The organism is Paraburkholderia sp. CI3, from assembly GCF_050436505.1.
GTDB lineage: Bacteria > Pseudomonadota > Gammaproteobacteria > Burkholderiales > Burkholderiaceae > Paraburkholderia > Paraburkholderia tuberum.
On record NZ_JBNDMI010000004.1, the window covers coordinates 1992202 to 2011825 of the forward strand.

A 19624-nucleotide genomic window follows, 5' to 3' on the forward strand; every position below is an offset into this window, starting at 1 on the left:
GTTCGTGCACCCGCGAAGGCGCCGGCGACCCGCTTACGCGGGAAATACCCCCGTGGACAGGTAACGGTCGCCGCGATCGCAGACGATGAACACGATCGTCGCGTTCTCGACCTGACGCGCGATGCGCAGCGCGACTTCGCACGCGCCACCCGACGAAATGCCCGCGAAGATGCCTTCGACCGACGCCAGGCGGCGCGCCATCGCCTCGGCCGCGGATTGGCTGACGTTCTCCACGCGGTCGACGCGGCTGCGGTCGAAGATTTTCGGCAGATACGCTTCCGGCCATTTGCGAATACCCGGAATACGCGAGCCCTCTTCCGGCTGCGCGCCGATGATTTCGATCTGCTGGTTCTGCGCTTTCAGATACGTCGACACGCCCATGATCGTGCCGGTCGTGCCCATCGACGACACGAAGTGCGTGATGCGCCCTTCCGTGTCGCGCCAGATTTCCGGGCCCGTGCCTTCGATGTGCGAGGCCGGATTGTCCGGGTTCGCGAACTGATCGAGAATGATGCCCTTGCCTTCGCGCTGCATCTGCTCGGCGAGATCGCGCGCGTACTCCATGCCGCCTTTGACAGGCGTCAGGATGATTTCCGCGCCGTAAGCGGCCATGCTCTGGCGGCGCTCGACCGACAGATCTTCCGGCATGATCAGCACCATCTTGTAGCCGCGGACTGCGGCGCCCATCGCGAGCGCGATGCCGGTGTTGCCGCTCGTCGATTCGATCAGCGTGTCGCCCGGCTTGATGCGTCCGCGCGCTTCGGCCTTCTTGATCATCGACAACGCCGGCCGGTCTTTCACCGACCCCGCTGGATTGTTGCCCTCGAGCTTCGCGAGGATCACATTGTTGCGGCTACGGATCTCGTCGTCGGGAAGCCGGACGAGTTGTACGAGCGGCGTATTGCCGACCGTGTCTTCAATCGTTTGGTATGCCATATGGGGTCTAGCGATCGATGCGCGAAAGAGTGTCTTCAATCCATCGATTCTAAACCACGATCTCCGGCGCTGCCCTGCAGCCCTTCTGTTCGCATGGATGCATGGTGTTGCTACGCAAAAAGCCCGCGGCTGCGAGCCGCGGGAAAGCGTGTGTACCAATCGATGCAATGGAACGTTCGCGAACCGTGCGCGCCGCAAGCCGCTCGTCAGCATGGCACGCGCAAGGCTCGCGGCCGCTTACTTCTTCACCGCCACTGCGGCGGCGCCCTTCTGCGTGGCGGCGGACGCGGCCGTAGCGGCCGGCTCCTTGCCCGCCGCAGCTGCCGCAACCTGCGTGCTAGCAGCCGCGCCAGCCGGTCCAACAGCGAGACCCTCCGCCTGCAGGCGCTCGATGGTGTGCCCGCCCATGCCCTTGACGCGCTTGCCGAAATCCGCCGCGTCCTTGAACGGGCCGTGCGCGTTACGTTCCTCGACAATCGCTTTGGCTTTTGCCGGACCGATGCCCTTGATGCCGCGCAGCGCGTCTTCGTTAGCCGTGTTGACGTCGACCGCCGCATACGCGTGGCCGAAAGCGGCGAGCATCGCCGCGGTAACCAGTACTTTTCGAAACATATTGGAATCTCCCTGTTGCCACTGGCCGGCGACCATCACCGGCCAGGAGATTCCAGTTTAAAGAGGATGACGTACGAATCACACCTGGCCGAACAGCCAACGCACGTAACGATCGACACCTTCCTGCACGCTCAGAAACGGCGCGTCGTAGCCGGCCGTGCGCAGTTTCGACTGATCGGCCTGCGTGAAGCACTGGTACTTGCCGCGCAGCGCGTCGGGGAACGGAATGTATTCGATCAGCCCGCGTTGCACCTGATCCGCGAGCGACAGCACCGGCTCGTTGTTCAGCGCGCGCAGCGTGTTGACCACGGTGCTCGCGATATCGTTGAACGGCTGCGCGCGGCCGGTGCCGAGATTGAAAATGCCTGACTTCTCCGGATGATCGAAGAAGAACAGGTTGACCTTGACGACGTCTTCGACCGAGATGAAATCGCGCGTCTGCTCGCCGGCCGCATAGCCGTTGTACTCGCCGAACAGCTTGACCTTGCCCTCGGCGCGGAACTGGTTGAAGTTGTGAAACGCGACCGACGCCATGCGCGCCTTGTGCGTTTCGCGCGGACCGTAGACGTTGAAATAACGGAAGCCCACGATCTGGCTCTTCGCGGTGGGCAGCACGCGGCGAATCGCCTGATCGAACAGAAACTTCGAATAGCCGTACACGTTCAGCGGCTGCTCGACCTCGCGCTCCTCGACGAAGCGGCTCGAGCCGCCATACGTCGCCGCCGACGACGCGTACAGGAACTGGACGTTCTGCGCGAGGCAGATGTCCAGCACGTCGCGGCTATAGCGGTAGTTGTTGTCCATCATGTAGCGGCCGTCGGTTTCCATCGTGTCCGAGCAGGCGCCTTCGTGGAATATCGCGCGCACCTTGCCGAAGTCGCCGCGCCTGAAGCGCTCGACGAATTCGGTTTTGTCGAGATAGTCGTCGATTTCGCAGTCGACCAGATTCCTGAACTTGTCCGCACGCGTGAGGTTATCGACGGCGATGATGCGCTGTTCGCCGCGCTCGTTGAGCGCCTTCACGAGATTGCTGCCGATAAAACCGGCCGCGCCGGTGACGATGACGGTCATGGTGATCCTGCGGTAGTGAGCTTCGTTCAGTCAACGCCGCGCGGGGTCCGCTGGTCCGTCGGACGACGGCGCCCCGCGGGCTGCATCAGGAAAAGAGTTCGTCGTAGTCGACGGTGGCGGTGCCCAGTTTGCCGACCACGATGCCGGCCGCGCGATTCGCGAGTCCGACCGCGTCCCCGCCCGAACGAGCGAAAGACCCGCGCCGAGCATCGCGGCGAGTGTCGCGATCACGGTGTCGCCCGCGCCCGACACATCATACACTTCGCGCGCAACGGCCGACGCGTGCAGGATGCCATCGTCGGAGAACAGCGTCATCCCCTCCTCCGAGCGCGTCAGCAGCAGCGCCTTGAACTGGAGCTCGGCGCGCAGCTTCGTGACGCGCGCGATCAGATCTTCCTCGGACTTCCACTGTCCGACGACCTCGCGCAATTCCGCGCGATTCGGCGTGATCAGCGTCGCGCCGCGATAGCGCTCCCAGTCGTCGCCCTTCGGATCGACGAGCACCGGTTTGCCGGCCGCGTGTGCCTTCGCGATCATTTGCGTGACGTGCGTGAGGCCGCCCTTCGCGTAGTCGGACATCAGGATCACGTCGTACGATGGCAGCAGCTCGTCGAAACGCGCGAGGCCCGCGAGCAGCACCTCGTGTGCCGGCGAGTTTTCGAAATCGACGCGCAGCAACTGTTGCTGACGCGACAGCACGCGCAGCTTGATCGTCGTCAGCAAGGCCGGATCGCGTTCCAGATGCGGCGTGACGCCGCTTTCGCCGAGCAGCTGCACGATGCGCTCGCCGGGCTCGTCATGACCGACCACGCACAAAAGACCCGCCTGCGCGCTGAGCGCGACCGCGTTGCGCGCGACGTTCGCCGCGCCGCCCAGCCGATCTTCCTGGCGCTGCACGTGCACGACCGGCACGGGCGCCTCCGGAGAAATGCGGTTGACGTCGCCGAACCAGTATCGGTCGAGCATCACGTCGCCGACCACCAGCACGCGCGCCGCGTTGAGCTGCGCGCGCGGCACGACCGTGAGCTTCTGCGCCGTCGTGGACGCGGGCGCCGCGGGCATGGCCTCAGGCATCGACCGGAAGTTCAGAGGGTTGGGCATAGGGGCGTCCAATGGCGTGGTAGTCGATACCGAGCTCGGTCATCGCGTCCGGTTCGTACAGGTTGCGGCCGTCGAAAATCAGCGGTGTCTTCAGCACCGATTTCAGATGCACGAAATCAGGACTCTTGAACTCCTTCCATTCGGTCACGATCACGAGCGCGTCGGCGCCGATCAGCGTTTCGTCCTGAGTGCTCGTGAACGTGAGACGCGCCAGCTGCTCCGGCGCAGCGTGCAGATCCATCGCGAATACGCGACGCGCCTCGGTCACGGCGACCGGATCGTACGCACGCACGTTCGCGCCGCGCGCAAGCAACTCGCCGATCACGCGACGGCTCGGCGCCTCGCGCATGTCGTCCGTATTCGGCTTGAACGCGAGACCCCACACCGCGAACGCGCGGCCGCTCAAATCCTCGCCGAGCTTCGCGGTGATCTTGTTCACGAGCACGTCCTTCTGCTGGTAGTTCACTTCCTCGACCGCCTCGAGAATCCGCAGGTTGTGGCCGCTCTCGCTCGCGGTGCGAATCAACGCCTGCACGTCCTTCGGGAAGCACGAGCCGCCATAGCCGCAGCCCGCATACAGGAAGTGATAGCCGATGCGCGGATCGGAACCGATGCCGCGGCGCACCGCTTCGATGTCGGCGCCGACCTTGTCCGCGAGATTCGACATCTCGTTCATGAACGAGATGCGCGTCGCGAGCATCGCGTTGGCCGCGTACTTGGTGAACTCGGCCGAGCGAACGTCCATGTACAGCGTGCGTTCGTGATTGCGGTTGAACGGCGCGTACAGACGCTTCATCATTTCTCGCGCCCGCACGCCCGGTTCGTCTTCGTCGATACCGATCACGATACGGTCGGGGCGCATGAAGTCGTCGACGGCCGCACCTTCCTTCAGGAACTCGGGATTCGACACGACCGAGAAGCGATGCTGCGCGCTGCCGGTGAGCCCGCGTTTCGCGAGCTCTTCATTGATCACCGCGCGCACGCGCTGCGCGGTGCCGACCGGCACCGTCGATTTGTCGACGATCACCTTGAAACCATTCATCGTGCGGCCGATGTTGCGCGCGGCCTCGAGCACATATTGCAGATCGGCGGAGCCGTCTTCGTCGGGCGGCGTGCCGACCGCGATGAACTGCACGTCGCCGTGCGCGACGCTCGCGGCGACATCGGTCGAGAACGTGATGCGGCCAGCCGCGCGCGTGCGGGCGATCATCTCCTGCAAGCCCGGTTCGTGAATCGGCACGCCGCCTTTGTTGAGGATGTCGATCTTGCGCTGATCGACGTCGAGACAGAAGACGTCATTGCCGATTTCGGCGAGACACGCGCCGGTGACAAGGCCCACATAGCCGGTGCCGATAATGGTGATTTTCATACGCTTTCCGGTGGAAGGTTCCGGTAATGAATGCCGCTCATGAGGCCGGCGATAAACTCGTTGCGAAATTCGCGGAGCGGTTGCGTCGCAATGAACGCCGACGCGGCCAAAGCCGCCCGTGCGGCGTCAACTCGACGCGGTAATCGGCTCGACGCGGCGCGGTGCATAGGTTTCCCAACCGCTGCATCCGGGGCACTGCCAATAGAAAAGCCGCGCCCGGAAACCACAATTCTGGCACGTATAGCGTGGCAGATTCTTGGTGCGCTGGCGGATCAGTGTGTGCATCAGTTCGAGCTCGCTGCGCCGCGGCTCTTCCGCGACGGCCTGCTGCGCTTCGAGCAGACGCGTCATGCCGGCCAGATTCGGCGACTTCTGCATCTGCGTGCGCGCGAGCGCATGCGCGGCATCGGCGCCGCGCAGCGACGCGACGTGCTGATACGCGACGTCGAGCAGATCGTTGCTCGGATGACGGTCGACCCACGTGGTCAGCAGATCGGCGCCCTCCTGCGCGCGGCCGAGCGCTTCATACGCCTTCATGATTTTCTCGGCGACGAGCGGCAGATACGCGGGGTTCTGCTCCTCGACGCCGCGCCATTGACCGATCGCCGCTTCGGACGCGCCGCCGGCCGCGTCGACGTCGCCGAACAGGATCGTCGCGCGCACGTTGGTCGGGTTCGCCTTCAGCGCGAGACCGAGCTGATGACGCGCTTCGTCCGGTTTCTTCTGCTGCAGCGCTTCCTGAGCAAGTTCGCAATGGAACTGCGCGATTTCCTTCTCGAGCGACGGCGCGCCCATCGTTTCGAGATGTCGCGCGGTATCGATCGACTTGACCCAGTCCTTCTCGATCTCGTAGATCGTCAACAGCGCGCGTTGAGCGCCGAGTGCGTAATCGCCCGCCTGCAGCGAGCGGAAGGTTTCCTCGGCACGGTCGAGCAGACCCGCTTTCAGGAAGTCCTGGCCGAGTTCGTACAGCGCGTGATCGCGCTCACTGACAGGCAGGTCCGCGCGGCTCAGCAGATTTTGATGCACGCGGATCGCTCGATCCGTTTCGCCGCGCCGGCGGAACAGATTGCCGAGCGCGAAATGCAATTCGACCGTTTCAGGGTCGAGCTTGACGACCTCGATGAATGCGTCGATCGCCTGGTCGGGCTGCTCGTTGAGCAGGAAGTTCAGGCCGCGAAAATAGGACCGCGGCAGGTTCGCGCTCTCGGACAGCAGCGTCTTGAGGTCGTAGCGCGCCGCCATCCAGCCGAACGCGAATGCGACGGGTATGACCAGCAGCCACCAGAAGTCTAGATCCATGCGATTAATGCAAATGTGCGGGAAAGCGAAAACGAAAAGCCGCGCTCAGAGCGCCCGGCGCAACGGAGTTCAGATCAGCGGCGGCATCGGCGGCTGCTCGACGACGGCTGGAGTTTCGCGCGCCACGCGCAACTCGCGCCTGAGCCGGCCATTCTCCATGCGCAGACGTACGACGGCCGGCATCGCCGACACGAGCCCCGCAAGCAAGCCGATCACGAAAAACGCGAGACCGATCAGAATCAGAGGCGCCGACCAGACGTAGCCGGCGAGGAAATTCAGCGTAGCGGGTTGCGTGTTGGAGAGCGCCAGCACCAGCAGCAGCACGAACACCAGCACACGGATCAGCCAGACGATAAATTTCATGAATAGATCTCTTGACGGCAGTTGCGGGGTGACGCCGGCTCGATGACGCGTCGCGCCACGGTGTTGCCCGCGCCGAAGTGACCCGTATTGTAATGGATGACCTCGGGGCTGGGCAGCAAGTGGCGGGATGGCGCACTGACGGGTGATTCGCGAAATGCAAAGGCCGCACCGGAAGGCGCCCTCTTCTCAAACGATGGTCGAAAAAAAAAGCGCCCGAAGGCGCTTTTCTTGGTCTTTTGCCGACTGGCTTTGGCCGCTGACGCTAGCTATGCCACGCTGCAAGACGCACAGCGGAGTCATTAAAGGTCGTCATCCGGCTCTTCGGCCTTCAGCGGCTCGCCCGCGCGACGATCCACCCGCTCGCGCAATTCCTTGCCTGGCTTGAAGTGCGGTACGTACTTCTCGGGTACCAGCACCTTTTCGCCCGACTTCGGATTGCGTCCAACGCGGGAGGGACGGCGGTTGAGCCCGAAGCTGCCGAAGCCTCGAATTTCGATGCGATGACCTTTGGCAAGTGCCTCCGACATCGCATCGAGCATCGTCTTCACCGCGAAATCCGCATCCTTGAGAACAAGTTGCGGAAACCGCGTAGCCAGCTGGGCGACCAATTCCGATTTGGTCATACTGCAGCAGACCTCTCAGGCTTACTGGTTCTGGCCGTCGAGCTTGGCCTTCAGCAGCGCGCCGAGGTTCGTCGTGCCGGTAGCGGCTGCGCTCGAATCCGAAGCAGCGAGACCGCGGATGGCTTCCTGCTGCTCAGCCGAATCCTTCGCCTTGATCGACAGGTTGATGCCACGCGACTTGCGATCGATGTTGATGATCATCGCATTGACCTTGTCGCCTTCCTTCAGCACGTTGCGAGCGTCTTCCACGCGGTCCTGGGCGATTTCCGAAGCACGCAGGTAGCCTTCGACTTCACCCGACAGCTGGACCACAGCACCCTTCGCGTCCACCGACTTGACAGTACCGTCGACGACCGAACCCTTGTCGTTCATTGCAACGTAGTTGCTGAACGGGTCGCCTTCGAGCTGCTTGATACCCAGCGAAATACGTTCCTTCTCGACGTCGATGCCGAGAACGATCGCTTCCACTTCGTCGCCCTTCTTGTACTTGCGAACGGCTTCCTCGCCGGTTTCGCTCCACGACAGATCCGACAGGTGAACCAGACCGTCGATGCCGCCCGGCAGACCGATGAACACGCCGAAGTCGGTGATCGACTTGATGGCGCCGCTGATCTTGTCGCCCTTCTTGAAGTTGCGGCTGAAGTCGTCCCACGGGTTCGGCTTGCACTGCTTCATGCCGAGGCTGATGCGACGGCGGTCTTCGTCGATTTCGAGAACCATGACTTCGACTTCGTCGCCCAATTGGACAACCTTCGACGGAGCAACGTTCTTGTTGGTCCAGTCCATTTCCGACACGTGGACGAGGCCTTCGATGCCCGATTCCACTTCGACGAATGCGCCGTAGTCGGTGATGTTGGTGACCTTACCGAACAGACGCGTGCCCGACGGGTAACGGCGCGAGATGCCTTCCCACGGATCGTCGCCCAGTTGCTTGATACCGAGCGAAACGCGGTTCTTTTCCTGGTCGAACTTGAGGATCTTCGCGGTGACTTCCTGGCCAACCGACAGAACTTCGCTCGGGTGACGCACACGACGCCATGCGATGTCCGTGATGTGCAGCAGGCCGTCGATACCGCCGAGGTCCACGAACGCGCCGTAGTCGGTGATGTTCTTGACCACGCCTTCGACGATCGCGCCTTCCTTCAGCGTTTCGAGCAGCTTCGCGCGCTCTTCGCCTTGCGTTGCCTCGATGACAGCGCGGCGCGACAGCACGACGTTGTTACGCTTGCGGTCGAGCTTGATGACGCGGAATTCGAGCGTCTTGCCTTCGTACGGGGTGGTGTCCTTGACCGGACGCGTATCAACCAGCGAACCCGGCAGGAACGCGCGAATGCCGTTGACCATCACGGTCATACCGCCCTTGACCTTGCCCGTGATCGTGCCGGTTACGAGTTCGTTGTTGTCCAGCGCCTTTTCCAGCGACAGCCACGAAGCCAGACGCTTCGCCTTGTCACGCGACAGGATGGTGTCGCCATAGCCGTTTTCCAGCGCGTCGATCGCGACGGAAACGAAGTCGCCCGCCTGCACTTCTACCTCGCCCGCGTCGTTCAGGAACTCTTCGAGCGGGATGTAGGCTTCGGACTTCAGACCAGCGTTCACGACCACGAAGTTGTGGTCGACACGCACGACTTCCGCGGAGATCACTTCGCCAGCGCGCATGTCCTGCTTGGTCAGCGACTCTTCGAACAGAGCCGCAAAAGATTCGGTATTCGGGGTAGAGGTTTGCAGGTCGGACATAAAAATCAGAGTTTGCATGGTCTTCGCAACGCCTGGCTCACCGGACTGGTCAGCAACTGCGGCAAATACGCGAACGCCACGCGGGGTTAAAGGGTTAAAAAAACAACGCTTCGCGACCATCGCGAAGCACCTACCAACAACAGGACTGCCGCTGCCTGGCCACTACCGCATGACCGTTTCAGTTACGCATGCGGGACCAGCGCTTCATACCATTGCACCACCTGCTCGACCGCCTGGTCGACCGACAATGCGGAGGTATCAAGCAGTTTTGCATCCGCCGCGGGCTTGAGCGGCGCGGCCGCGCGCTGACTGTCACGCTCGTCGCGCTCACGCAAATCCCGGAGCAAGTCATCTATATTAGCAGAAAATCCTTTTTGGATCAATTGCTTATGCCGGCGCGTCGCGCGGGCCTCGACGCTCGCCGTCATGAACACCTTCAGCACGGCATCCTGAAAGATCACGGTGCCCATGTCGCGCCCGTCGGCGACGAGCCCCGGCTCCTTGCGAAACGCCCGCTGACGCGCCACCAGCGCGGTTCGCACCGGCGCGTGAACGGCGATCGCCGAGGCGCGGCTGCCCACTTCCTCGGCACGAATTTCGGTCGATACATCGACGCCGTCGAGCTGCGCGAGCCCCTCGCGAAACGTGATATGGAGGTCGTCGATCAGTTTGACAAGTGCGTCGACGTCGTCCGCCGCGATGCCGTAGCGCAGGCTCGCGAGTGCCGCGAGCCGGTAGAGCGCGCCGCTGTCGAGCAGGTGAAAGCCGAGGTTGGCGGCCACCATCGCGGCCACAGTGCCTTTGCCGGAGGCGCTGGGGCCGTCGATCGTAATGACGGGCGTCTGGTGAAAGGGACGGATCGGTTTCATCTAAAAATGTCGCACATCGGGCGATTCGCACACGAATCTGGATTGCATCAGGGTTGCGCGAGCGCCGTGAAGCGCTCGAAATAATCGGGGAACGTCTTGCCGACGCACTTCGGGTCATTGATGCGGATCGGCACACCGCCCAAGCTCACGAGAGAGAAGCACATCGCCATACGGTGGTCGTCGTAGGTGTCGATCGCGGCATTCGGGATGAGCTTTTCGGGCGGCGTGACGACGAGGAAATCCTCGCCCTCCTGCACCTTCGCGCCGACCTTGCGCAGCTCGGTCGCCATCGCGGCGATGCGGTCGGTTTCCTTGACGCGCCAGCTTGCGATGTTGCGCAGCGTGGTCGTGCCGTCCGCGAACAGCGCGGCGACCGCGATCGTCATCGCCGCGTCGGGGATCAGGTTGAAGTCCATGTCGATCGGATCGAGCTTGCCATGGTCGTTGCCGACGCCGCGCACTTCGATCCAGTCCTCGCCCATCTGCAGGTTCGCGCCCATCTTGATCAGCGCATCGGCAAAGCCGACGTCGCCCTGGATGCTCGCGCGGCCCACCCCTTCCACTCTCAGCGGGCCGCCGCCGAGCGCTCCCGCGGCGAGGAAATACGACGCCGACGACGCATCCCCTTCCACCATGATCGCGCCTGGCGACTGATAACGCTGCCCGGCCGGCACCACGAACTGGTGCCAGCCGTGACGCTCGACGTCGATGCCGAAGCGCGCCATCAGCTTGATCGTGATCTCGATGTACGGCTTCGAGATCAGCTCGCCGTCGACCTGCACGGTGGTGACGCCGCTCGCGGTGCGCAAGAGCGGCAGCGTCATCAGCAGCGAGGTCAGAAACTGGCTCGACACGTCGCCGCGCACGCGGATCGGCGCCTCGGCCGTGATCTGGGCGGGACGGATGCGTAGCGGCGGATAGCCTTCGTTCTGTTCGTAGTCGATCTTCGCGCCGATCTGGCGCAGGCCGTCGACGAGATCGCCGATCGGCCGCTCGTGCATGCGCGGCACGCCGTGGATCCGGTAGTCGCCGCCGTTCACGGAGAGGGCCGCGGTCAGCGGACGCACAGCCGTACCCGCGTTGCCGAGGAACAGGTCGGCCGTTCGCGCGGTGAACGCGCCGCGCGTGCCGGTCACGACGCAGGTGTCACCGTCGCGCTTCAGACGTACACCAAGCTTTTCGAGCGCGGCGAGCATCACGCGGGTGTCATCGGAATCGAGCAGGTTCGTGATCTTCGTCTCGCCTTCGGCGAGCGCGGCGAGCAGCAGCACGCGGTTCGAGATGCTCTTCGAGCCGGGCAGACGAATCGTGCCGGACGCACGGGAAAAAGGTCCGAGATCGAGGAATTCCATGATGTGTCCAGTTTCCGGTTATTTGGACGCGTCGCTGGCGGCCACGCCAGCCGCGCGCTGCTCCTGCCACTGACTGCGCGCGACGCGCGAGCGCGCGAACACCGCTTCGAGCGCGGCGCCGTCGCCGGCCTCGATCGCCGTGCGCAGGCGCGCGAGCACCGCGGTATACGCGTCGAGTTCGTCGAGCAGCGCCGCGCGATTGGCGACGCAGACGTCGCGCCACATCTCCGGACTCGACGCGGCGATGCGCGTGAAGTCGCGGAATCCGCCCGCCGCGAACGAGAACTTCAAAGCGGCGTCGGGCGAACTGAGGATCTGTTCGACGAGCGCGAACGACAGCACGTGCGGTAGATGACTGACCGACGCGAACACGCGGTCGTGCTGCTGCGGCGTCATGTCCCGCACCAAGGCGCCGGTGGCGCGCCACATTGCCGCGACGCGCTCGACCGCTTCCGGCGCGTTCTCCGGCAGCGGGCACAGCACGACGTTGCGGTTCACGTACAGATCGGGCAACGCGGCGTCGACGCCGCTCGACTCGCGGCCGGCGATCGGATGGCCCGGCACGAACTGGCCGATCCGTGCACCGAGCGCCGCGCGCGCGGCGGCGACCACGTCGGACTTGGTGCTGCCCGCGTCGGTGACGATCGTGTTGGCGTCGAGATGCAGCGCGATGCGTTCGAGTAGCGGCTGTGTCTGCGCGACCGGCGCCGCGAGCAGCACGAAGTCCGCGCCCGCTAGCGCGTCGCGCAGCGCGGCGTCGTCGGTGAGCGCCGCGGCGCCGTCGATCACCCCGAGCGCCAACGCGCGCTCGCTCGACGCGGACGTCCGTCCCACCCCAACCACCGTGCGTGCCCCGCCGGCCTCGCCGCGTTCACGCAACGCGCGCGCGAGCGATCCGCCGATCAGGCCGACACCGAAAATCACCAGCTTGTTAAAAGAAAACGCGGCCACGTCGCTCACACAATACGGACAATAAACGCGCCGCTCCTGCCGGCCGACGCGCGGGATCAAGGAGCAATGCTTACGCAGCGGCAGGCTCGGCAAGCGTCTTTTCGAGCGCCGCGAGGAACGCTCCGTTTTCCTCCGGCAGGCCGATCGTGATGCGTAGCCATTGCGGCAAACCGTAGTTGCCGACCGGTCGCACGATCACAGCCTGTTTCAGCAGCGCGAGATTCACCCGGGCGCCGGCTTCGTCGTCACCGCCGACGCGCACGAGCACGAAGTTACCTTCGGATGGCACGTATTCGAGACCGAGCTTGTCGAACGCCTCGGTCAGAAGCTTATAGCCCTGCGCGTTCAGCGCCGCGCTCTTTTCCAGAAATGCGCTGTCGTTCAGTGCCGCAATCGCCGCGGCCTGCGCGAGCGTATTGACGTTAAACGGCTGACGCAGTCGATTCAGCAGATCGGTCAAGCCGGGCTGCGCGATCGCGAAGCCGATACGCAGGCCCGCCAGGCCGAACGCCTTCGAGAAAGTGCGCGACACCAGCAGGTTCGGATAGCGGCGCACCCAGTCGATCGAGTTATAGCGCTTGTCCGCCGACAGATACTCGGTGTACGCCTCGTCGAGCACGACGACCACATGGCGCGGCACTTTGCCGAGAAACGCCTCGAGCGTCGGACCGTCGACGAACGTACCGGTCGGATTGTTCGGATTGGCGACGAACACGAGACGCGTGTCGTCGTCGATCGCGGCAAGCATCGCGTCGAGGTCGTGACCATAGTGCACGGCCGGCACGACGATCGCGCGCGCGCCGACGCCTTGCGTTGCGAGCGCATAGACCGCGAACGAATACTCCGAGAACACTACCGCCTGGCCCTTCTCGACGAACGCGTGCGCGGCGAGTTCGAGGATGTCATTGCTGCCGTTGCCGAGCGTGATCCACTCGGCCGGCACGCCGTAGCGCGCGGCGAGCGCCGCCTTCAGTTCGAAACCGTTCGAGTCCGGATAGCGGCCGAGGTCGACGATCGCCTGCGCCATCGCGCGCTGCGCGGATTCCGGCATGCCGAGCGGATTCTCGTTCGATGCCAGCTTCACGATGCTCGCCTCGTCGAGACCAAACTCGCGGGCCACTTCCGAAATCGGCTTGCCGGCGACGTACGGCGCAATCGCACGCACATAGGAAGGGCCGAAAGACGCTGTCATGAAAATCTCCGAACGACGATGGATCGTGAAATATGCGTTCGGGCAGCGCACTTGGCGCCGCCCGGACTGCGCTGCCAGCCCTTACCGGGCGCGTGGATACGAGCCGAGTATCTTCAGGAACGCGGCCTTCTCTCCGAGCCCGGCGAGCGCGGCGGCCACGGCCGGGTCGTCGCGATGGCCTTCGACATCGATATAGAAGTAGTACTCCCACGTGCCGACGCGCGCCGGGCGCGATTCGAAACGCGTCATCGACACGCCGTGGCGCGCCAGCGGCTCGAGCAGCTTGACCATCGCACCCGGTTCGTTCACGACCGACACAATCAGCGAGGTCTGGTCGTAGCCGCTCGGACCGGTCGGCTGCTTGCCGATCATGACGAAGCGTGTGCGGTTGTGCGGATCGTCCTGGATCAGCGCGTTGGTGACCTGCAGGCCGTAGTGGATCGCGGCGCGGTCGCCGGCGATGGCCGCGACGGTCGGATCTTCGGCTGCCATCCGTGCAGCTTCCGCGTTGCTCGACACCGCCTGGCGCTCGAGATGCGGCGCGTTGGTCGACAGCCAGCGCTGGCATTGCGCGAGCGCCTGGGCGTGCGCGCACACGCGCGTGACGCCGGCGAGCCCGTTTTGCGTGAGCAGGTTGTGATGAATCGGCAATGCGAGTTCGCCGCCGATGGTCAGCTGCGTTTGCAGCAGCAGATCCAGCGTGCGCGACACCGCGCCTTCGGTCGAATTCTCGACCGGCACGACGCCGTAGTCGGCGGCACCCGCCTCGACGGAGCGGAACACTTCATCGATCGACGGGCACGGCAGCCCTTCGATCGACTGACCGAAGTACTCATGCATCGCCTGTTCGCTATAGGTGCCGACGGGCCCGAGGTACGCGGCCTTGATGGTCTTTTCGAGCGCGCGGCTTGCGGCCATGATCTCGCGCCAGATCGCGCTGATGTGTTCGTCCGCAAGCGGCCCCGCGCTCATCTCCTGCAGGCGCGCGATCACCTGCATCTCGCGCTCGGGTCGGAACACCGGTGCGTTGAAATGCTTCTTGACCTCCCCGACTTCGAGCGCGACCGACGCGCGCTGGTTCAGGAGCGCGATCAGCTGCGCGTCGAGCGCGTCGATGCGATCGCGCAGAGGTTTGAGTCGTGTATTGAGTTCGTCGTCCATGCGTAAAACGGCTTTGCCGGGTAAATGATGGAAAAGATGCGCACGCCTGCCGGTCAGTGTGGCTCAGGCACTGCGCTGTTCGAATTCCTTCATGTATTCGACAAGCGCTTTGACGCCTTCGAGCGGGACGGCGTTATAAATCGACGCCCGCATGCCGCCGACGGACTTGTGGCCCTTTAGCTGCACCAATCCCCGCGCTTTCGCGCCGGACAGGAAATCTTCGTTGCGCGACTCGTCGACGAGAAAGAACGGTACGTTCATCCGGGAGCGCGAGCCACGCTCGACCTTGTTCAGATAGAAGCTGCTCGAGTCGATCGTGTCGTACAGCAGCTTCGATTTTTCGAGGTTGCGTGCCTCCATCGCCAGGAGGCCGCCCTGCTTCTTCAACCACTTGAACACGAGCCCGGCGATATAGATCGCGTAGGTGGGCGGAGTGTTGTACATCGAATTGTTCTCGGCGACGGTCTTCCATTCGAACGCCGACGGGCAGATCGGCATCGCGCGATCGAGCATGTCCTCACGCACGATCACGACCGTCACGCCGGCCATGCCGATGTTCTTCTGCGCACCGCCGAATAGCACGCCGTATTTGGCGATGTCCATCGGGCGCGACAGGATATGCGACGACGCGTCCGCGACGAGCGGAGTATCGCCGAGGTCGGGAATCTCGAAGGTTTCGACGCCGTGAATGGTCTCGTTGGTGCACATGTGCACGTAAGCCGGATCGTCCGACAGCTGCCATTCCGAGCGCGCCGGCGCGCGGGTGAAGCCCTCGGCTGTCTTGCCGGTCGCGGCGAGATGCACGCTGCCGTATTTCTGCGCTTCCTTGAACGATTTCTCCGACCACGAGCCGGTGATGACGAAATCCGCGCGCGGTTTCGAGCCGAGCAGGTTCATCGGCACGATCGCGTTTTCGCCGAGTCCACCGCCCTGCAGAAACAGGATGCGGTGGCTTGCCGGCACCCGCAGCAACTCGCGCAGATCGGTCAGCGCTTCCTCGTGGATCAACATGAATTCCTTGCCGCGATGGCTCATTTCCATCACGCTCATACCACTGCCTTGCCAATTCAGCATCTCGTCGGCTGCCTGGCGCAGCACTTCTTCGGGCATGGCCGCCGGGCCGGCGGAGAAATTAAAGACGCGCATGTGAGGTCCTGGAAGCGGGCGCGAAATAACGAAGTCGCGCGGGAATCGGCGAAAAGAACTGCGAAATGGCTCGCCGAAAAAGAAAATGGCCGTCTGCGCCAGTGCGCAAACGACCATTATCGCATTGTCGCCGCCAACCCGCCACGCCGGGTGGCCCAGCGGGCGCGACGACAGGCCGGCTGATCAGTGCAGCCTGCGAGCGGAATTTACTTGGCAGCCGGCTTGACCGATGCGACTTCCTTGTCGGCCTGGTCACGCGTTGCCTTGATCGATTCCGGCATGTACTTCTGCATCAGACCGTTCACGACGTCGCGGCCAACCTGGTCTTGCACCTGGATGAACTTGCGACCGGTCGGGCTCTTGTAGAACGTGGTCAGATCCTTGATTTCCGACGTGCTGTAGTACTTCGCGTACGCGTCGTACTGAGATTGCATCGCGTCCTGACGGAAAGAGTCGGTCGCGAACACCTGGCCCGCGCTGTCCACCAGCTTCGGCACCGCGTTCTTTTGCAGCGTCGGCACGGCGGCCTGCTTCTGCTTGTCCGTCATCGTCTTGTTCTCGGTCAGCGCGTCCGACAGGATTGCCGGAACGAGCTGCTTGGCCTGCATCTGCGCGCTGTTGCCGATTGCGCCAACCAGCTTCTGCGCATCGATGGCGTCGAGCAGCTCCTTGATGGCAGCTTGCTTGGCCGGATCAACCGGTGCTGCTGCGGCAGCCGGAGCCGCAGGCGCCTGGTTCTGCAGCGCTTGAGCCATGGCGAAGGTCGGCACGATGGCAGCCAGCAACATCAGTTGTTTGAATCGTTTTTGCATCACTACTCCCTAAGAGAAATTAACTTGAACTGCACGCCACACGGGAAAGCGTACCGGCCCGATACGCGGTGACCCGCAGCGTAGCTTCAACGTATTAACTGAGACTGAAAGCCGCTGGCACGGATCAAGCCGCGCCGCCGCCCTCACCGCCGTTATCACCTTCAGGGGAGCCGTCGGAATCGCTTTCCGACTCGCCCTCGGCCTCCGCTACCTGCTGCAGACCGGACAGCCTGGTCCCTTCGTCAAGGCTGATGAGTGTAACACCTTGCGTTGCGCGTCCCATTTCGCGAATTTCCGACACGCGCGTGCGAATCAGCACGCCCGTCGTGGTAATCAGCATGATCTGCGCTTCCGGGTCCACCAGCGTCGCGGCAACGACCTTGCCGTTACGCTCCGACGTCTGGATTGCGATCATGCCCTTCGTGCCGCGGCCGTGACGCGTGTACTCGGTGATTGGGGTGCGCTTGCCGTAGCCGTTCTCGGTTGCGGTGAGCACCGACTGTTGCTCGTCGTCGGCCACCAGCAACGCGATCACGTTCTGGCCGTCCTCGAGTTGCATGCCGCGCACGCCGCGCGCCTCGCGGCCCATCGGACGCACGTCGTTTTCGTCGAAGCGCACTGCCTTGCCCGAATCCGAGAACAGCATCACGTCGTGCTGGCCGTCGGTGATCGCGGCGCCGATCAGGTAATCGCCCTCATCGAGACCGACCGCAATAATACCCTTGCGCAGCGGCCGGCTAAATGCTTCCAGCGGCGTCTTTTTTACCGTTCCCAACGCGGTCGCCATGAACACGAACTTGTCGGCCGAGAACTCCTTGACCGGCAGCACGACCGTGATCTTTTCGCCTTCTTGCAGCGGGAACATATTGACGATCGGCCGGCCGCGCGAATTGCGCGAACCCTGCGGCACTTCGTAGACCTTGACCCAGTACACACGGCCGCGGTTCGAGAAGCACAGGATGTGGTCGTGCGTATTGGCAATGAACAGCGTGTCGATCCAGTCGTCTTCCTTCATGGAAGTGGCCTGCTTGCCACGACCACCGCGCTTCTGGGCTCGATATTCGGACAACGGTTGCGATTTCACGTAGCCCGCGTGCGACATCGTCACGACCATTTCCTGCGGCGTGATCAGGTCTTCGGTGTTCAGCTCGGTCGCGTTCAACTCGATCTTCGAGCGACGCGCATCGCCGAATTCGGCCTTGATGGACGTGAGTTCGTCGACGATGATCGCCGAAATGCGTTCCGGGCGAGCCAGAATGTCCAGCAGGTCAGCGATCTGCGCCATCACGTCGCGGTATTCGCCGATGATCTTGTCTTGCTCGAGACCGGTCAGTCGCTGCAGGCGCATCTGCAGGATTTCCTGCGCCTGCGTATCGGACAGACGGTAAAGGCCGTCGGTCTGCATGCCGAACGACGGGTTCAGTCCCTCCGGACGATAAGCTTCGCGACCGCCCGCCGACGCGTTTTCCGACTCGGCGCGTGACAGCATTTCGCGCACGAGCGACGAATCCCACGCGCGCGACATCAGCTCCTGCTTGGCGATCGGTGGTGTCGGCGCGGCCTTGATGAGCGCGATGAATTCGTCGATGTTCGCAAGCGCAACCGCGAGACCTTCGAGCACGTGACCACGTTCGCGCGCCTTGCGCAGTTCGTAGACGGTGCGCCGCGTCAGCACTTCCCGGCGATGCGACAGGAAGCACGTCAGCATTTCCTTCAGATTCAGGAGCTTCGGCTGGCCGTCGACGAGCGCGACCATGTTCATACCGAACGTGTCCTGAAGCTGGGTCGCCTTGTACAGATTGTTCAGCACGACCTCGGGCACTTCGCCGCGCTTCAGCTCGATCACGACGCGCATGCCGCTCTTGTCGGATTCGTCGCGGATGTCGGAAATGCCTTCGAGCTTCTTCTCGTTGACGAGCTCGGCGATGCGCTCAAGCAGCGAGCGCTTGTTCACCTGATAGGGCAGCTCGTCGACAATGATCGCCATGCGCTGGCCGCGGTCGATTTCCTCGAAGTGCGTCAGCGCGCGCATCACGACGCGGCCGCGACCGGTGCGATAGCCGTCGCGCACGCCGGCCACGCCGTAGATGATGCCGGCGGTCGGGAAGTCGGGCGCGGGGATGATCTCGATCAGCTCGTCGATCGTCGCTTCCGGGTTTTTCAGCAGATGCTGACACGCGTCGACGACTTCATTGAGGTTGTGCGGCGGGATATTGGTCGCCATGCCGACCGCGATGCCGGACGAGCCATTGATCAGCAGATTAGGGATGCGCGCGGGCAGGATGGCCGGCTCGTTCTCGCTGCCGTCGTAGTTCGGCACGAAGTCGACCGTTTCCTTGTCGATGTCGGCCAGCAGTTCGTGGCCGATCTTCGCCATGCGGATTTCGGTGTAACGCATCGCCGCGGCGTTGTCGCCGTCGACGGAACCGAAGTTCCCCTGGCCGTCGACGAGCATGTAGCGCAGCGAGAAGTCCTGCGCCATCCGTACGATCGTGTCGTAGACAGCGGTGTCGCCGTGCGGATGGTATTTACCGATGACGTCGCCGACGATACGCGCCGACTTCTTGTAGGCGCGGTTCCAGTCGTTGTTCAGCTCGTGCATCGCGAACAGCACGCGCCGGTGCACCGGCTTCAGGCCATCGCGGACATCGGGAAGCGCTCGCCCTACGATCACGCTCATCGCGTAATCGAGATACGAACGGCGCATTTCCTCCTCAAGGGAGATTGGCAGAGTCTCTTTGGCGAATTGATCCATTATCCGTATCTTTTACGTGCGAAGGCGGGGTTTCGCCGCTTCTTCGCGTAAGCATTGCAGGCGCAACGCATCACGCGATTCTAACATGCCACGAATCCACGCCCGACGAAGGTACGTATACATATTAGAGAGGCACCCGCCAACAGCTCGCCGATCGCACAATTTCAGTCTCGTCAGGCTCGATTCCTGCGTGGGACCAATTCGCCGCTCAGCCAGAGCCGGCGGACCGCTCAGACGAAAACATTTGTTGCGCATGCACCACAATTGGAGGG

The 19624-nt window shown here is 63.3% G+C and carries 16 protein-coding genes and 1 pseudogene; all 17 read right to left on the minus strand.

Annotated features, from left to right (window positions below; genetic code table 11):
* Nucleotides 1-33: 33 nt before the first annotated feature.
* Nucleotides 34-936: a cysteine synthase CysM gene (gene cysM / locus OKW29_RS30540; protein ID WP_429293677.1), complete on the minus strand. Its 903-nt coding sequence runs from the start codon at nucleotides 934-936 to the stop codon at nucleotides 34-36.
* A 237-nt stretch (nucleotides 937-1173) separates the two neighbouring features.
* On the minus strand, nucleotides 1174-1548 hold the full coding sequence (locus OKW29_RS30545; protein WP_090805416.1) for a ComEA family DNA-binding protein: 375 nt from the start codon (nucleotides 1546-1548) through the stop codon (nucleotides 1174-1176).
* A gap of 78 nt (nucleotides 1549-1626) precedes the next feature.
* Nucleotides 1627-2619 carry an ADP-glyceromanno-heptose 6-epimerase gene (rfaD, locus tag OKW29_RS30550; RefSeq protein WP_429293678.1) on the minus strand — a complete coding sequence of 331 codons (993 nt, stop codon included), beginning with the start codon at nucleotides 2617-2619 and terminating at the stop codon, nucleotides 1627-1629.
* A gap of 85 nt (nucleotides 2620-2704) precedes the next feature.
* Nucleotides 2705-3681, minus strand: a pseudogene (rfaE1, locus tag OKW29_RS30555) (D-glycero-beta-D-manno-heptose-7-phosphate kinase).
* 4 nt (nucleotides 3682-3685) lie between these two features.
* Entirely contained in the window at nucleotides 3686-5089 is a 1404-nt protein-coding gene (locus OKW29_RS30560) for a UDP-glucose dehydrogenase family protein (RefSeq protein ID WP_429293679.1), read from the minus strand.
* A gap of 126 nt (nucleotides 5090-5215) precedes the next feature.
* The gene (lapB, locus tag OKW29_RS30565) at nucleotides 5216-6391 is read right to left on the minus strand and encodes a lipopolysaccharide assembly protein LapB (protein WP_187628967.1); all 1176 of its coding nucleotides are present in this window, start codon (nucleotides 6389-6391) and stop codon (nucleotides 5216-5218) included.
* A 69-nt stretch (nucleotides 6392-6460) separates the two neighbouring features.
* Nucleotides 6461-6754, minus strand: a complete 294-nt coding sequence (locus tag OKW29_RS30570) for a LapA family protein (RefSeq protein ID WP_013090140.1) — start codon at nucleotides 6752-6754, stop codon at nucleotides 6461-6463.
* Between the two features lie 299 nt (nucleotides 6755-7053).
* Nucleotides 7054-7377: an integration host factor subunit beta gene (locus OKW29_RS30575; RefSeq protein ID WP_006050255.1), complete on the minus strand. Its 324-nt coding sequence runs from the start codon at nucleotides 7375-7377 to the stop codon at nucleotides 7054-7056.
* A gap of 21 nt (nucleotides 7378-7398) precedes the next feature.
* Nucleotides 7399-9132: a 30S ribosomal protein S1 gene (rpsA, locus tag OKW29_RS30580; RefSeq protein WP_008921410.1), complete on the minus strand. Its 1734-nt coding sequence runs from the start codon at nucleotides 9130-9132 to the stop codon at nucleotides 7399-7401.
* A 164-nt stretch (nucleotides 9133-9296) separates the two neighbouring features.
* Nucleotides 9297-9983, minus strand: a complete 687-nt coding sequence (gene cmk, locus OKW29_RS30585) for a (d)CMP kinase (protein WP_184070721.1) — start codon at nucleotides 9981-9983, stop codon at nucleotides 9297-9299.
* Nucleotides 9984-10030: 47 nt separating this feature from the next.
* On the minus strand, nucleotides 10031-11335 hold the full coding sequence (gene aroA / locus OKW29_RS30590; RefSeq protein ID WP_429293680.1) for a 3-phosphoshikimate 1-carboxyvinyltransferase: 1305 nt from the start codon (nucleotides 11333-11335) through the stop codon (nucleotides 10031-10033).
* Nucleotides 11336-11353: 18 nt separating this feature from the next.
* Nucleotides 11354-12295 (minus strand): prephenate dehydrogenase, encoded by a 942-nt coding sequence (locus OKW29_RS30595; RefSeq protein WP_184028740.1) that lies wholly within the window; start codon nucleotides 12293-12295, stop codon nucleotides 11354-11356.
* Between the two features lie 61 nt (nucleotides 12296-12356).
* The gene (gene hisC / locus OKW29_RS30600) at nucleotides 12357-13478 is read right to left on the minus strand and encodes a histidinol-phosphate transaminase (RefSeq protein WP_429293681.1); all 1122 of its coding nucleotides are present in this window, start codon (nucleotides 13476-13478) and stop codon (nucleotides 12357-12359) included.
* 81 nt (nucleotides 13479-13559) lie between these two features.
* Nucleotides 13560-14639, minus strand: a complete 1080-nt coding sequence (gene pheA, locus OKW29_RS30605; RefSeq protein WP_018421374.1) for a prephenate dehydratase — start codon at nucleotides 14637-14639, stop codon at nucleotides 13560-13562.
* Between the two features lie 63 nt (nucleotides 14640-14702).
* The gene (serC, locus tag OKW29_RS30610) at nucleotides 14703-15785 is read right to left on the minus strand and encodes a 3-phosphoserine/phosphohydroxythreonine transaminase (RefSeq protein WP_429293682.1); all 1083 of its coding nucleotides are present in this window, start codon (nucleotides 15783-15785) and stop codon (nucleotides 14703-14705) included.
* Nucleotides 15786-15991: 206 nt separating this feature from the next.
* Nucleotides 15992-16597, minus strand: coding sequence for a DUF2059 domain-containing protein (locus OKW29_RS30615; protein WP_184027684.1), 606 nt, complete (start codon nucleotides 16595-16597; stop codon nucleotides 15992-15994).
* 124 nt (nucleotides 16598-16721) lie between these two features.
* Nucleotides 16722-19352: a DNA gyrase subunit A gene (gene gyrA, locus OKW29_RS30620; protein ID WP_429293683.1), complete on the minus strand. Its 2631-nt coding sequence runs from the start codon at nucleotides 19350-19352 to the stop codon at nucleotides 16722-16724.
* Nucleotides 19353-19624: the final 272 nt, after the last annotated feature.

What these genes read in the sequence shown, in the direction of transcription:
- hisC (WP_429293681.1), bottom strand. Translation starts at nt 13,478, where the DNA reads ATGACAGCGTCTTTCGGCCCTTCCTATGTGCGTGCGATTGCGCCGTAC.
- aroA (WP_429293680.1), bottom strand. Translation starts at nt 11,335, where the DNA reads ATGGAATTCCTCGATCTCGGACCTTTTTCCCGTGCGTCCGGCACGATT.
- OKW29_RS30570 (WP_013090140.1), bottom strand. Translation starts at nt 6,754, where the DNA reads ATGAAATTTATCGTCTGGCTGATCCGTGTGCTGGTGTTCGTGCTGCTG.
- cmk (WP_184070721.1), bottom strand. Translation starts at nt 9,983, where the DNA reads ATGAAACCGATCCGTCCCTTTCACCAGACGCCCGTCATTACGATCGAC.
- OKW29_RS30575 (WP_006050255.1), bottom strand. Translation starts at nt 7,377, where the DNA reads ATGACCAAATCGGAATTGGTCGCCCAGCTGGCTACGCGGTTTCCGCAA.
- OKW29_RS30615 (WP_184027684.1), bottom strand. Translation starts at nt 16,597, where the DNA reads ATGCAAAAACGATTCAAACAACTGATGTTGCTGGCTGCCATCGTGCCG.
- lapB (WP_187628967.1), bottom strand. Translation starts at nt 6,391, where the DNA reads ATGGATCTAGACTTCTGGTGGCTGCTGGTCATACCCGTCGCATTCGCG.
- rfaD (WP_429293678.1), bottom strand. Translation starts at nt 2,619, where the DNA reads ATGACCGTCATCGTCACCGGCGCGGCCGGTTTTATCGGCAGCAATCTC.
- OKW29_RS30545 (WP_090805416.1), bottom strand. Translation starts at nt 1,548, where the DNA reads ATGTTTCGAAAAGTACTGGTTACCGCGGCGATGCTCGCCGCTTTCGGC.
- pheA (WP_018421374.1), bottom strand. Translation starts at nt 14,639, where the DNA reads ATGGACGACGAACTCAATACACGACTCAAACCTCTGCGCGATCGCATC.
- cysM (WP_429293677.1), bottom strand. Translation starts at nt 936, where the DNA reads ATGGCATACCAAACGATTGAAGACACGGTCGGCAATACGCCGCTCGTA.
- OKW29_RS30560 (WP_429293679.1), bottom strand. Translation starts at nt 5,089, where the DNA reads ATGAAAATCACCATTATCGGCACCGGCTATGTGGGCCTTGTCACCGGC.
- gyrA (WP_429293683.1), bottom strand. Translation starts at nt 19,352, where the DNA reads ATGGATCAATTCGCCAAAGAGACTCTGCCAATCTCCCTTGAGGAGGAA.
- serC (WP_429293682.1), bottom strand. Translation starts at nt 15,785, where the DNA reads ATGCGCGTCTTTAATTTCTCCGCCGGCCCGGCGGCCATGCCCGAAGAA.
- rpsA (WP_008921410.1), bottom strand. Translation starts at nt 9,132, where the DNA reads ATGCAAACTCTGATTTTTATGTCCGACCTGCAAACCTCTACCCCGAAT.